10 protein-coding genes are annotated in these 14242 nt (G+C 62.0%); 5 read left to right on the top strand and 5 right to left on the bottom strand.

Features of this window, described 5'->3' with window-relative positions:
- Nucleotides 1-40: 40 nt before the first annotated feature.
- On the bottom strand, nucleotides 41-3334 hold the full coding sequence (locus EO245_RS10155) for a TonB-dependent receptor domain-containing protein (RefSeq protein WP_164931303.1): 3294 nt from the start codon (nucleotides 3332-3334) through the stop codon (nucleotides 41-43).
- Between the two features lie 347 nt (nucleotides 3335-3681).
- On the opposite strand from EO245_RS10155, the gene lepA reads away from it, so the two are divergent.
- From lepA to EO245_RS10135, 4 genes are all read left to right on the top strand, one after another.
- Entirely contained in the window at nucleotides 3682-5499 is a 1818-nt protein-coding gene (gene lepA, locus EO245_RS10150) for a translation elongation factor 4 (protein ID WP_128892820.1), read from the top strand.
- 330 nt (nucleotides 5500-5829) lie between these two features.
- Nucleotides 5830-6453: a hypothetical protein gene (locus tag EO245_RS10145; protein ID WP_128892819.1), complete on the top strand. Its 624-nt coding sequence runs from the start codon at nucleotides 5830-5832 to the stop codon at nucleotides 6451-6453.
- 3 nt (nucleotides 6454-6456) lie between these two features.
- On the top strand, nucleotides 6457-7233 hold the full coding sequence (locus EO245_RS10140; protein WP_128892818.1) for a hypothetical protein: 777 nt from the start codon (nucleotides 6457-6459) through the stop codon (nucleotides 7231-7233).
- Nucleotides 7234-7236: 3 nt separating this feature from the next.
- Entirely contained in the window at nucleotides 7237-8133 is an 897-nt protein-coding gene (locus EO245_RS10135) for an HNH endonuclease (RefSeq protein ID WP_128892817.1), read from the top strand.
- A gap of 160 nt (nucleotides 8134-8293) precedes the next feature.
- Here the strand turns inward: EO245_RS10135 and EO245_RS10130 are convergent, their stop codons facing one another.
- Nucleotides 8294-9205 carry a hypothetical protein gene (locus EO245_RS10130; RefSeq protein WP_128892816.1) on the bottom strand — a complete coding sequence of 304 codons (912 nt, stop codon included), beginning with the start codon at nucleotides 9203-9205 and terminating at the stop codon, nucleotides 8294-8296.
- A gap of 42 nt (nucleotides 9206-9247) precedes the next feature.
- The gene (locus EO245_RS10125) at nucleotides 9248-10363 is read right to left on the bottom strand and encodes a diguanylate cyclase (RefSeq protein ID WP_164931302.1); all 1116 of its coding nucleotides are present in this window, start codon (nucleotides 10361-10363) and stop codon (nucleotides 9248-9250) included.
- A 202-nt stretch (nucleotides 10364-10565) separates the two neighbouring features.
- Between EO245_RS10125 and EO245_RS10120 the strand changes: the two genes are divergently transcribed.
- Nucleotides 10566-12503 (top strand): lipoxygenase family protein, encoded by a 1938-nt coding sequence (locus EO245_RS10120; RefSeq protein ID WP_128892814.1) that lies wholly within the window; start codon nucleotides 10566-10568, stop codon nucleotides 12501-12503.
- A gap of 49 nt (nucleotides 12504-12552) precedes the next feature.
- On the opposite strand, the gene EO245_RS10115 is transcribed toward EO245_RS10120, so the two are convergent.
- Together EO245_RS10115 and EO245_RS10110 are read right to left on the bottom strand one after the other, a co-directional pair.
- Nucleotides 12553-12723, bottom strand: a complete 171-nt coding sequence (locus EO245_RS10115; RefSeq protein WP_128892813.1) for a Flp family type IVb pilin — start codon at nucleotides 12721-12723, stop codon at nucleotides 12553-12555.
- A gap of 122 nt (nucleotides 12724-12845) precedes the next feature.
- Complete coding sequence (locus EO245_RS10110) at nucleotides 12846-14126, bottom strand: glutamate-5-semialdehyde dehydrogenase (RefSeq protein WP_370246182.1); 1281 nt, start codon at nucleotides 14124-14126, stop codon at nucleotides 12846-12848.
- Nucleotides 14127-14242 lie beyond the last annotated feature (116 nt).

Below are 14242 nucleotides of genomic sequence, written 5' to 3'. Positions count from 1 at the left end.
CTCTTTCGAGCCGCCCCTCTTTATTTACCTGTTCCGCAGATCAGAACTTGGCGGTGGCACCGAGGAAGAAATAGGTCCCCAGCGGGCTCACCGGGTAAGCCTGCTCGGTGACGAACGGCTTGCGGTTGAAGACGTTGTTGACGCCGCCGTAGATGGTGAATTCCTCGGTCGCATCGTAGCTGAACGACACGTCGTGGATCCATACTTCGTCGGCGATCGCGTTGGACGCGTCCCAGATCGTGCCTACGTCTTCGATCTCCACTGAACGCAGCGCCATCTGGTCGAGGTAGTTGGTCGACCAGGTCAGGCTGAGGTCGCTCCAGTCCCAGGTGATCGACGCGCGACCAGCCCACTCCGGACGCTGCAGTTCGCCCAGCTCCGGATCGACATTCGTCAGGTCGGAGGGGTCGAAGAAGCGGTCGAGCTTGTCGACCCAAGTGCCGCTAGCCGCGAGGGTGAAACGGTGTTCGCCAAGGTCGAAGCGGTATTGCGCCGCTGCCTCGACGCCAGCCGTTTCGAGACGGGCGAAGTTGAGCGCAACCTGACGCAGGAAGGTGAATCCACCGTTGTTCGGGTTGCGGTCGACCAGCGAACAGAACTGGTTGTCGATCGACGCGCTGTCGACGCAGTTGTTCACGATGTCCTGTGCGCTGACCGTCGAAATCGCGTCCTCGATCTCGATGTTGTAGTAATCGACGCTTAGCGCGAAGCCCGGGATGAAGGTCGGCGTGAACTGCGCACCGACCGTCCAGGTGGTGGCGGTTTCTTCCGACAGATCCGGGTTGCCGCTGACACTACCGGAGAAGCGTGCGGTCAGCGGGTCGATGTAGGTGTAGTTGCCGCCACCGAAGGTCGGATCGAAACCAATCGCGTTGAAGAACGCGGTACAGTTCGCCTGGCGCAGGCCCGGATCGGGCGCGTTGCCAAGTTCGGTCGCATCGCACGGATCGACCGGGCGGAAGAACGCGCCCTGCGGCGGGTTGAACAGCTCGTTGATGTTCGGAGCGCGGACCGCCTCGGCGTAGGTCGCGCGGAAGAGGATATCCTCGACCGGCGAATAGAGGCCGTTGACGTTCCAGGTAAACGCGCCCCCGATCGTCGAGTAGTCGGCATAACGAGCTGCCGCGTTCAATTCGACCAGGTTTGCGAAGGGCTTGTCTTCGAGCAGCGGGAGACGGATCTCGCCGAAAATCTCGAACACGTCGAAGTCGCCGCCAGCGTTGTCGATCACCGATGCCGGGTCGAAGACCAGCGAGTTCTGCGCATTCGGCAGGTCGCGCAGCAGGTCGCCCGCGTTGGCGTCCGGCGTGGTCACAGGAACGACGCCGCGAACCAGCGGATCGAAGTTCGAGTCGCTCAGCTCCTTGCGGAACTCGATGCCGACGACATAGTCGATCGGGCCGCCCGGCAGCTCGAACCACGCGCCGCTATCGCCGATCAGCAGGCCGTTGATGACGAACTGCTCGAGCTCGAAGCGGTTGACGACCGTCGCGGTGATGAAGTCGATTGCCTCGGCACTGATCGAGCCGACACCGCCGAAGATGTTCGCCGGACGACACTGTCCGTCGCCGGGGTTGAAGGTGAAATAGCCCGGATCGCCGGCAGGAATGCCGAAGATTGTGGTCGGCGGGGGCGTCGGGTCGAGGTCCGAACGACAGACGATGTTGCCGGTCGCCGGATCGGTCACCGCATCGATCGCCGCATAGAAACGGTCGAGGATGACGCGGTTGTTATCGAAGGTGGTCTGCTCGAACTTGCCCCAGTTGGCCGAAAGTTCGTAGCGCAGGTGGTCGGTCATCTCACCGCGGATGCCGCCGACGAAACGCCAGGTCTCGAATTCGTTGCGATCGCGGTTCGGACCGAGGTCCGCCGGGTCACGCGTGATGTAGAGACCGTTGCGTCCCTGGTCGTCGAACAGCAGCGGCGTGCTGTCGGCAAGTGCCTGCAGCGATGCAGGGATGAACGGGTTGTCCGACGGCACGGTTAGAAGGTCGTAGAACGTGTTCGGCTGGCCCTGGAATTCGGCGCTGGAGAACACGTACTTTCCCTCGAAAAACAGCTCGGCCGCTTCGGAGAACTCGTATTTGGCGTTGAGATTGAACGAATAGCGCTCGGTCTCGGGAATGAGCGAGTTCTCGTCGAAGTTGTTCTGGATGCCGTCGCCGCCGAACTGGTTGAACAGGCCGGTGATCTGGCCGTCCTGATACGGCGTCACGCTGCCATCGGCGTTGATGTTGTAGCAACCGCCTGCGATGCCGAAGGCGTTGCCGAACAGCAGGCTGTTGAAGCCGACCGAGGACTGGAAACAGTCATCGGTGCCGTTGTTGTCGAGGTCCACGCCGGGGAGGGCGAACAGGCCGAAGTCACCCGGTGCGATCACACCGCCAGCAGACGAGAGCGAAAAGCGCGGGTCGGCCGCGATGATACGGCTGGGTGCGTTGGCCGCGCGATCGATCAGCGCCTGCTCGGCCGCTGTGAGGGTCGGCGCGGTGCCGAAGGTCGCGGTGTAGTCCGCAATGAAGCTCGCTGCGTCGGGAATGACGAAGCCCGTCGGGAAGAAGCCGTTCGCGGTCGAATAGTACTGCGCGAAGTTCGGCGTATTGCCGTCGATGTCGCCAGCCTGGAAGCGAAGGGCCGGGTTGCCCTGGTCGTCATAGATACCGTTATTCCGGGTGAACGAGCGGTCGCCGAAAAGAATTTCCTCGTTACGCGCATATTCGGCCGTGAAAGTCACATTGCCGCGACCGTCGGAGAAGTTGGTTCCCCAGGTAAGGTCGCCGTTGAAGCGGTAGCCATCTCCCTTGTGCGAGACGCCGCCCTGGACGTTTGCTTCGATGCCTTCGAAATCGTCGCGGAGGTTGAAGTTCACCACACCGGTGACAGCATCGGCACCATAGACTGCCGACGCACCGCCGGTGATGGTCTCGACCGATTCAATCAGAGCGGAGGGGATCGAGTTGATATCGACAACCTGCGCGCCGGCAACGCCCGAAACGTGGCGGCGACCGTTGACCAGTACCAGCGTACGACCGGCACCGAGACCGCGGAGGTTCAGCGTCGACTGGCCGACCGAGAAAGAGAACACGCCGTCGATCGAACCATCGCTGGTCGTCGAGGTCGAAAGTGCCGGGACGTCACGAAGCGTCTCGACAACATCCGAAGAACCGGACTGGGTCAGCTGCTCGGAAGATACGCTGACGATCGGAGCGGGCGAACCGATGTTGGGGTCGCGTGCAATGCGCGAACCGGTAACAACGATCGCAGGTTGGCCGCTCGTGCTCGCCTCCTGCTCGGTGGTTTCCTCGGCGTCCTGGGCCAGAGCGGGCGATGCCATCCCGACAAGACCAACTGCGCATACAAGTGCGGTGGACGACTTCAGCCGGGTGGAGAGGAGGCGATGCGACATGTTTTTCCCCTTGTCTTGATAATGTCGACGAGGACGCTACTTCGCACCTGCACAATTTTCAATGTGACCGAGCGGGCTTTCCGGCAATTTGTTTCAAGCCGTCGGGTCGCGTGGCAACTTTGCAACAGCGAAGGCGGTCATCAGACCGAGTGACGGGTGCAGACTGGCGCTAACCGTACTTTGATCACGCGAAAGGCTGACACGCGTGGATGCGGGCGCTAAAGGGCGCGCGAGGCGTTTTTGCGCTGCCCTCTTTTTCCAAGAATTCCGATTTCATGACCGAACTGTCCAAGATCCGCAATTTCTCCATCATCGCCCATATCGACCATGGCAAGTCGACCCTGGCCGACCGCCTGATCCAGCATTGCGGCGGGCTGACCGAGCGCGAGATGTCCGAGCAAGTCCTTGATAACATGGACATCGAGAAGGAGCGCGGCATCACCATCAAGGCGCAGACCGTGCGCCTCAACTACACCGCAAAGGATGGCGAGACCTACGAGCTCAACCTCATGGACACGCCCGGCCACGTCGACTTCGCCTACGAGGTCTCCCGCTCCCTCGCCGCATGCGAAGGCGCGCTCCTCGTCGTGGACGCAGCGCAGGGCGTCGAGGCGCAGACCCTCGCCAACGTCTACCAGTCGATCGAGCACGACCACGAAATCGTCCCCGTCATCAACAAGATCGACCTGCCCGCCGCCGAGCCGGAGCGCGTGAAGGAAGAGATCGAGGACATCATCGGCCTCGACGCATCGGACGCCGTCCTCACCTCCGCCAAGTCCGGCATCGGCATCGAGGAAACGCTCGAGGCGCTCGTCAAGCGCATCCCGCCGCCCAAGGGCGACCGCGAGGCACCGCTCAAGGCCAGCCTCGTCGACAGCTGGTACGACCCCTACCTCGGCGTCGTCATCCTCGTGCGCGTGATCGACGGCGTCATCAAGAAGGGCCTCCAGGTCAAGTTCATGCAAGGGGGCACCCAGCACCTGATCGACCGCGTCGGCTGCTTCACCCCCAAGCGCGTCGACCTGCCGGAAATCGGCCCGGGCGAGATCGGCTTCATCACCGCGCAGATCAAGGAAGTCGAACAGGCCCGCGTCGGCGACACCATCACCACGGTCAAGAACGGCGCGCCCGAACCGCTCAAAGGCTACAAGGAAGTCCAGCCGGTCGTCTTCTGCGGCCTCTTCCCGGTCGACGCAGCCGATTTCGAGAAACTGCGCGAATCCATCGGCAAGCTGCGCCTCAACGACGCGAGCTTCTCCTACGAGATGGAAAGCTCCGCCGCGCTGGGCTTCGGCTTCCGCTGCGGCTTCCTCGGCCTCCTGCACCTGGAGATCATCCAGGAACGCCTCAGCCGCGAATACGACCTCGACCTCATCACCACCGCGCCGAGCGTGGTGTACCGCGTGCACCTCGGCCACACGAAGAACGAGGACGCCAAGGTCATCGACATTCACAACCCCGCCGACTGGCCGGACGTGAACCGCATCGACATGATCGAGGAGCCGTGGATCAAGGCGGTGATCTACACCCCCGACGAATATCTTGGCGCCATCCTCAAGCTGTGCCAGGACCGCCGCGGCATCCAGACCGACCTGACCTATGTCGGCGGCCGCGCGCAGGTGACCTACGAGCTGCCGCTGAACGAGGTGGTGTTCGACTTCTACGACCGCCTGAAGAGCATCAGCCGCGGCTATGCGAGCTTCGACTACGAGCAGATCGGCCTGCGCGAAGGCGACCTCGTGAAGATGAATATCCTCGTCAACAACGAGCCGGTCGACGCCCTGTCACTGATCGTCCACCGCTCCGTCGCCGAAGAGCGCGGCCGCGGCATGTGCGAGCGCCTGAAAGACCTCATCCCGCGCCACCTGTTCAAGATCCCGATCCAGGCCGCGATCGGCGGCAAGATCATCGCCCGCGAAACCATCGCTGCGCTCCGCAAGGACGTCACCGCCAAATGCTACGGCGGCGACATCACGCGCAAGAAAAAGCTGTTGGAGAAGCAGAAGAAGGGCAAGGCCCGGATGCGCGAGTATGGCAACGTGAGCATTCCGCAGGAGGCGTTTATTGCCGCGCTGCGGATGGGGGAGGAGTAGCGAGCGAAGGCGCCTAACGCCGGAGCTTGCGAAGCAAGCGACACGTTAGAAGCCGGTGCGCGCCAGCGCATCGCGAGCATCGGCCGGCGGGTCCGCGCAGCGGAACCCGTTCGACGTCACGTGACGCATGGAGCGATTGCGTCAGCAATCGCGGAACGGCGCGTGATGGTGTCGCAGCCTCGGGTGACATGGTGGCACCCAAAGGGCTTTAGCGACGAGAATTGTGAATATTATGCAAGATCTGAATATTTCAGCGCTGCAAGGCCGCGCCATAGTGGAGATTAAAACAAGCGAACTTGATTTTCGCAAATCTTACTATCTATCTGCCTATTGAACATCACGAAGGTGCAGATAGTGACGGCAATCAGTTTAAAGATCGACATCAATCTGGGTACGATTGAGGTCGAGTGTGAAGCAGCCGATTTCGAAAGCGTAATCTCCAGCGCAGAGCGAGTTCTCAGCAATTTCGCAACAAGGAGCGGGGCTGCAATGAACGGGCGTACAGCCCCCAGCTCGCAGGACGAGGATGCTTCAGAGCCAGGTTCGGAGGCAGAAGAAGACGTAAATGCGTCAAAGCCTAAGGCGAGATCGCGACGCAAGAAGGGCAGCGGACATGCTAATTGGAAGGTACTCGACAATCTCATGACCGAGAAGCAGCGGGACGAGTTGCGAAAATTTTATGCTGAAAAGGCCCCGGGCAAACAGAACGATCAAGTAGCCGTACTTGCGCATAAGCTTGCTGAGATGTTGGGCAGGAATGAGTTCGACGGGAACGAGATTCATACTGCCTTCCAGGCCGTGAATGCGAAGACTCCTGCAAATTTGACGGGGGTCTTCGGTAACATGACTGGAGAAGGGCTCGGCAAGGTAGTCGACAAAAAATGGACGCCGAACTTCAAGTCAAGCGACATGGTGAAGCACGATCTGCCAGCTGCCAAACCAGCCAAGAAATAACGAATGCTCGAAGCTCTCGCAAAGACTGAGCGGTTCCGAAACGCCAATAAGAATGCGCAAGCCGAGCTCATCCTCTGGTGTCTATTTGAGGAATCCGGTCGCCAGCCCATTGGCCTGACGGAAATTTCTAAAGCTTTTGAATCGGTCCATCTACCGAGGGCAAAAGTAGAGAGGTTGCGCGAGCATTTCCGTAAATCGCGAAACGTTAGGCGTGATCGAAATGGTTATGCGCCAACAAGGGAATTTTTAGAGAGTTGCGAAGATATTTTTCCGGCCAATTCGCAAATTCCTGAAGAGATATTTGACACTGGTTCTATTCAATTGCCAGCTTTCGTCGCCCCGGAAAGGCACAAGGATTTGGAACGAATGGTGCGTGTTTACGCGCATCTTTTCTTGCTCGAAAATTCGATGCGGGGGCTGATCGAGAATGTGCTGCAGAGGCATCTGGGGATTGACTGGTGGGACAAGGCATCAAACGCAGAGATGAAGCGAAAACACGCTTCGCGGATAGCAAATGAAGAGTCAAAAAAGTGGGCGCCGACCAGATCGGATTTTGGACCTCTTTACGCCTTAGATTGGCCCGACCTCATTAAGCTGATGCGAAAATATCCGGATCAATTTTTGCCCTTTCTTGGCGACATAAACTTTCTTCACCGGTTTGAAGACGCTGGTTCATTTCGAAATGTAGTCGCTCACAATGGGGTTTTACGCCATCAAGATGATTTTGAATTGATCCGGATCTATTACCAGAATTGGATCGACCAACTCTCTGGATTGTGAGCAATGACTTTCGGCGTTTTCATGCACAAGGATGGGTCGATCTACGACGACATTCCCGAGGCGCACTACCAGTTTCCGAAGAGTTATCTTAGCCGCGCTCAGCAAATGGTCGGCGACTGGATTGTCTATCGCGAGCCGGTCAAGATTCCGAACTCCAAGGGCTTCTTCGCCGTGGCGAAAGTTGAGCGGATTATCCCTGATCCGGAAGTCTCAGATCGCTACCGTGCAATCATCGAGCAGGGCAGCTATCTGCCTTTCGAGCCGACCGTGCCTCACATCGTGAATGGCGAGCAGGTTGAGCGTGGCGTGCTCAATGAGGAAGGCAAAGTATCCGGCCGCGCCCAAGCCGCTGTACGCCCACTTTCCCCTTCAGACTTCGCCCGTATCATTTCGCACGGCTTGCCGGATGAGGACTTTCTGCCTCGTAGCGATGACGAATTAGTCGAGGACAACCGTGTCCGCGAGCATCAGAGCCCGTTCGAAATCGAGCGGCCCATCGTCCAGTCGCTCGTTTCCAAGCCCTTCCGCGACCGCGCCTTCCGTCGTGCTGTGATGCACGCCTATGACGGCCGCTGCGCGGTAACAGGCTGGAAGCTGGTCAATGGCGGTGGCCGCCTAGAAGCGCAGGCTGCACATATCCGGCCAGTCGAACACGGCGGGCCTGACAGCGTGCGAAATGGCCTTGCTCTCTCAGGAACCGCGCATTGGATGTTCGACCGTGGGCTAATCGGTTTCAAGGATGATCTTGAGATCATTGTGCACCGCAAGGTCAATGACCGCGAGGGTGTCGAGGCGATCATCAATCCGACTGGGAAGCTCAAGGCTCCTGAAATCGAATCCTACAAGCCGCATCCCAAGTTCTTGTCTTGGCATCGAGAGTTTCACGGGTTCGACGCGTAGCCCCAGTGTTGTCTGACGAAGTCATTTCGAGGTTCGAGTCTTTTGTTTGGCCCCTGCGGGCGCGAGCCATCCGGCTCGCTTGCTGCCTCGCATAAGCTCGGGCGGCCGGTCGGCCTTGCGGTCGGCTAGTCGCCGACCGGTATGGCGCTCCCCCTGTTTGTTAGCGCCAAGTGTCATCCTTCAACCGCCTGACCCTCGGCCCGTCGTCCGGTTCGGGTTTCGGCTTCGGGTAGATGTAGCCCGGCGGGGGTAGGGTGGGAGGCGCTTCGCGCTGCGCTCGTTCGCGGGCTTCGCGGATGCGGCGTTCCTCTTCTTCCCGTTCCTCGGCGATGGTGGCCTCGTCCGGCAGGTGGGAGGGCATCTTGAAATCGCGGCCGAGGTCGCGGGCGCGCAGGGTTTCGTAGTGGCGGTAGGCCTCGCGGGTTTCGGGGGAGAGGGTGCACCATTCCATCCCCTTGCGGGCGAGCACGCGCTGGCGCAGTTCCTCCAGCTTGGCATCGATCACCTTGCGCGCCTCCGGGGCGCTGAGGTGCTTGCGGCCGGTTTTGCGCGCCTGCTCCTTCTCCCACTTGCGGCGCCATTTCTTCTTGAGCCGCCGCTTCTCCATCTTGCCGACCGCGTTGAGGCCCTTGAGGTCGGACTTGCCGTTCGCGAAGCGCTCGGGCGCGCGGTTGCGCAGCATGAACATCAGCAGCCGGTCGTTATAGGCGGTGCGGCTGCCGACGAGCTTGCCGTAGGAATAGACCGGCACCTCCACCCCGTTGAGCGCGCGCTCCATCGCGACGTCCTCGATCCGCTGCACCCCGTGGTCGAGCGCGGCCTGCCAGGCGGCGGCGAAGCTCTCCGCGCCGGGCTGGCGGCGCAGGTGGTAGGCGCCCTCCGCGCTCATATCGACCGCGCGCGCGGCGGCCTTGACGCTGCCGGTGCTAGCGAGCGCCTCGATGAAGCGCTGCTGCCGCTCCTCGGTCCAGCCGTCGTGGCGCTTCGACTTGCGCGGGACGGGGGTGAAGGCGGGCAGCTCGCCCGCGGTGGCGGGGAGGCGGGTGGTGGCGGGATCGGCTTTGCGGGTCATCCGCAAGGCTGATGCACATTTTGGGGCGAGTAGGAAAATGCCTCAGGCGGCGGCGCGGCCCGCTTGCGCATCGCCCGCGCGGCGCTGCGGCGTGTCGGAGCGCACATCGTCGGCATGGCAATAGCGATTGCGGCCCGTGCGCTTGGCTTCGTAGAGCGCCTCGTCCGCGCGGCCGTAGAGCCGGCGCCAGGCGCGTTCGTCGTCGAGCGGCCCTTCCGCGATGCCGAGACTGACGGTGACTTGCCCGCCATGCGGCATTGCCGCCTCGCGGATCTCGGTCAGCAGGGCGAGGGCGGTCGCGGCTGGCAGCGCCTCGGGCGTGCCGAGCAGCGCGAATTCCTCGCCCCCGAGCCGCGCGGCGCTGATGTTGTTGCCGCTGCGCTTGTCGACGATGGCCGCGATCTCGCGCAGCACCTCGTCGCCGGTGTCGTGGCCGAAGCTGTCGTTGATCGCCTTGAAGCGGTCGATATCGATCAGGATGAGGCGCGAATCCGTGCCATCGCAGCCCAGCGCCTCGGCAAAGTCGAGCAGCGCGCGGCGGTTGAGCAGGCCGGTCAGCGGATCGGTCAGCGCAAGCTGCTGGTTGTGCCGCTTGAGCATGAGCAGCTCGATCACGTGGCGGTGGTGGACGTTGATCATGTTCCACTGGAACAGCCCGGCCAGCGCAAGGCTGAGGCCGACGGCGAAGTCCAGCACCGAGCCGGAGAACATCAGCAGTAGCGCGATCGGCGTGATGTCGATGACGAGGTGCGTGATCGCCCCGATGCGCACGCTCGCAAGGCAGTAGGCAGTCGCCAGCGCGCCCATCACGAGGATGACCGGGAAGTGCAGCCGCTCGCCCCCTTCCGCGCCGAGCCAGCTGAGAACCGCCCAGCTGGTGCAGATTAGCGCGCCGACGCAGGAGGAGACCGACGCCTCGACCACGAATTTCTCCGCCCGCCACGGCTTTTCGGCGAACGCGTTGTCGCGGCTCAGCTTGAACATGCCGAACAGGCAGTAGGCCGCCATTGCGCCCGGCAGGCCCCAGCGCACCAGCCAGCCCGCTTCGGGCGGCGTGATGATCACGGCAAAGGGCGTGGTGATGAGGAGGGCGACGAACAGCCAGAAGGCCTGCTTCTGCACCTGCGTCGCAGCGGACACGACAAAGTCCTGGCGCACGTCGTGCGGCAAATCCGGAATTGCGAGCCGGTTCAGAGCTTTGGCGAGACCCCTCATGGCGACCGGGATAAGGGAAAAGCCCTAAACAACTCTTACCCGCATGCGAATTACGCGAGGGCCAAATAATTTCCCGATCGAAGGACGGCATTAACCATATTCGATTTAGCCACTGCGCAGTAATTCACGAAAGGAATACTTGCCCATGGCCCATCAGGCACCAGTAAAACCGACGCTCCCGCAAAACGACGATGCCGGTCAGCAGGCGGCCCGCAAGGCGCAGATCGCAGCGAGCCAGGCGGAATACCAATGGACCGATGCGGTCCCCGCGCTCGAGGGTGTGCCGGTGGTCAAGACGCTGCCCAAGGCCGAGGACCCGACGCTGGAATGGTGGCTCAAGCTGGTGCGCATCGTGCTCGAGCTGGCGAAGAACCAGGTCGAGGTCGAAGCAGACCTGATCGAGCAGAAGCTTTCCTCGCTCGATCCCGCGCTCCTCGCAGCCGATCGCCTGGTGATCGGCGCGATCGAAAAGGATGTCGTCGGCCTCGAATTGAAGCTCGCCATCAATCCGCTGGGCAAGCACAGCCTGGTCGAGGAAGCGAAGGAAGCGGTCGAACTCGTCTCCGCCGAAGTCGCGATTGCCGATCTCAAGAACCATGCGACCAAGCTGCAGGGCATCATCGAGATGCGCGGCGCGACGAAGGAAGCGCTCGGCAAGCAGGATCGCTCGCTCGAGAACTATCGCGGGTTGTTCAAATCGATCGCCTGCCCGGAAATCGCCTACACCTTCCAGGACGACCTCGAATTCGCAAACCTGCGCGTTGCCGGGCCGAACAGTGTCCTGATCGAAGCGGTCGATGCCGTGCCCGCCAGGTGCGCCGTCACTGCCGAGCAATATGCGGCCGTCGTGCCGGGCGACACGCTGGAAGCCGCCGTCGCACAAGGCCGCCTGTTCCAGTGCGACTTCGACGACCTCAAGATCATCGAGCCGGGCGAATGGGAAGGTGTCGACAAATACCTGACCTGCCCGGTCGCGCTGTTCGCAGTGCCGCCGGGAGCCAGCTCGCTCGTCCCGGTGGCGATCAATTGCGACCCGTCCGATCCGGCCAGCCCGGTGATGACGCCTTCGCTCTCCGACGAGAAGCAGTGGGGCTGGGAGATGGCGAAACTCGTCGTGCAGGTCGCCGACGGCAATTACCATGAACTCTTCGCGCACCTCGCGCGCACGCATCTCGTGATCGAGGCGATTGCGGTCGCGACCCATCGCCACCTGTCCGACCAGCATCCCGTCTGGGCACTGCTGGTGCGCCACTACGAAGGCACCATGTTCATCAACGAGGCGGCTGCGACGAGCCTCATCACCAAGGGCGGCCCGATCGACCATATCTTTGCCGGGACCATCGCGAGCAGCCAGCAGGCGGCAGTCGAGGCGCGGCTGACCTTCGATTTCACCGACGGGATGCTGCCCAACGATCTCGCAAGGCGCGGTGTGGATGCCAACTCGGCGCTCGCCAATTACCCCTATCGCGACGACGGGCTGCTGGTGTGGAGCGCGATCGAAAGCTGGGTGCGCGATTATCTCGCGGTCTATTACGATGCGGACAGCGACGTGACCGGCGATACCGAACTATCCGCCTGGGCCGCGGCAATCGCTGGTCACGGCCAGCTGAAAGGCTTCACCGCGCCGCAGACGATCGAGGATCTGGTCCAGATCTGCACCATGACGATCTTCACCGGCAGCGCGCAGCACGCATCGGTCAACTTCCCGCAGAAGGCGATTATGGAATTTGCGCCTGCCGTGACCGGCGCCCTGTGGCAGCAGGCCCCCGATACGCAAGATGGCGCGACGAAATCCGAGTGGATCGAGATGATGCCGCCGCAGGCGCTCGCGCTCGAACAGCTCAAGGTGCTGTTCCTGCTCGGCTCGCTCTACTACCGGCCGCTTGGTACCTATCTCTCGCCGAATTTCCCCTATCCGCAGTGGTTCCGCGACGAGCGGATCGTCGGCGAGGGCGGGCCGCTCGACCGGTTCCAGCAGTCTCTTGAAGAGGTCGAAGCGCAGATCGTGCAGCGCAATGCAGAGCGTCGCCGCCCGTACACTTTCCTGCTGCCGAGCCTGATCCCGAGCAGCACCAATATCTAGAAAGAATGGGGCGGGCACCTGGAGACCGGGTGCCCGCCCATTGTTTTGATCAGACCGTGTTGCTTCCGGCCAGAGTGGTGTCGACCGTGGTCATGGTCGTCGCCAGCTCTGTGCCAGTGCTCTGCAACGCGACAATCATCGCGATAGCAAGTAGCGCGACCAGAAGGCCGTACTCGATGGCGGTAGCGCCATTCTCGTCACTGACGAGCCGTGCAAACATTCTGTCTGCTCCCCGAATTGAATGCCTGATGCTTTAACACCGCCGATAGTTGCAGCGGACCTAAGCCGGAAAGTTAACGGCTTTCGGGGTTTCCTTAGGGAATTGGCCGGAGTGCATTGGGATCAGGGGCGCGCCTGGCCGTTGCCATGGACGAGATATTTGAAGCTCGTCAGCTGCTCCAGCCCGACGGGCCCGCGAGCATGCATCTTGCCCGTCGCGATGCCGATTTCCGCGCCCATGCCGAATTCGCCGCCATCGGCGAACTGGGTCGAGGCGTTGTGCATCAGGATCGCGCTGTCGAGCTCGGTCATGAAACGGCGGGCGGCGTCCTCGTCCTCGGTCATGATCGCATCGGTGTGGTGCGAGCTATGCGCATCGACCCACGCGATCCCCTCGTCGAGCCCGTCGACGACTTTCACCGACGCGATGGGGTCGAGATATTCGGTGTCCCAGTCTTCCTCGGTGGCGGGAACGAGGCGGCTGTCGGCTGCGACGGCCTCCGCATCGCCGCGCATTTCGCAATCCGGCGTCAGCGCATCGGCCAGCTTGGGGATGAATTCGCCGGCTACCGCGCGATCGACGACGATGCTCTCGGTCGCGCCGCAGATGCCGGTGCGGCGCATCTTCGCATTGGCGATGACCGTGACGGCCTTGTCGAGATCGGCGGCTTCATGGACGTAGCTGTGGCAGTTGCCATCGAGGTGCAGCAGCGTCGGCACGCTCGCCTGGTCGCGCACCAGTTCGACGAGCCCGCGGCCACCGCGCGGGATCACGAGGTCGAGATATTCGTCCGCCTTGAGCAGTTCTGCCACCGCATCGCGGTCGGTCGTGCCGACGGCCTGCACCGCATCTTCGGGCAGGCCCGCAGCGGTGAGCCCTGCGCGCATGCAGGCGACGATCTCGCGGGTCGAATGGCGGCTTTCCGAACCACCGCGCAGGATCACTGCATTGCCGGATTTGAGACACAGGGCCGACGCATCGGCCCCGACATTGGGACGCGATTCGTAGATCATGCCGATAACGCCGATCGGTACCGCGACACGGTCGATCTTGAGGCCGTTGGGGCGCTCGAAGCTTGCAAGTGTGCGGCCGACCGGGTCGGGCAGTTCGGCAATCTGTTCGAGCGCCTGCGCCATGCCTTCGACGCGGTCTTCAGTCAGCCGCAGCCGGTCGATGAAGCTGTCGGGTTTCTCGCCCTCGATGCTGGCGACGTCCTTGGCATTGGCCTCGAGCAGGGCGGGGGTCGCCTTGCGCAGCGCCGAGGCCGCCTCGATCAGCGCGCGGTTCTTCTGCTCGGTCGTCGCGGTCAGCAGCTTGCGCGCGGCAATGCGGGCGCGCTGTCCAAGTTCGGCAATGTGCGAAGCGGATTCGCTCATCGGATCAAGACTCCTTGTTTCCTGCAGTCTAGCGGCTCGCGGTATCTTGGCGAGAAACGAATGTATCTGCGCGGCCAAGCCTGACTGTGGGCAAACGGGCGCAACTTCACTTGGCGTTCAGCGAGGCGAGGGTTATAGGCTCC

The organism is Erythrobacter sp. HKB08, assembly GCF_004114695.1.
Lineage (GTDB): Bacteria > Pseudomonadota > Alphaproteobacteria > Sphingomonadales > Sphingomonadaceae > Parerythrobacter_A.
This window is presented reverse-complemented; position numbering and strand designations above follow the sequence as displayed.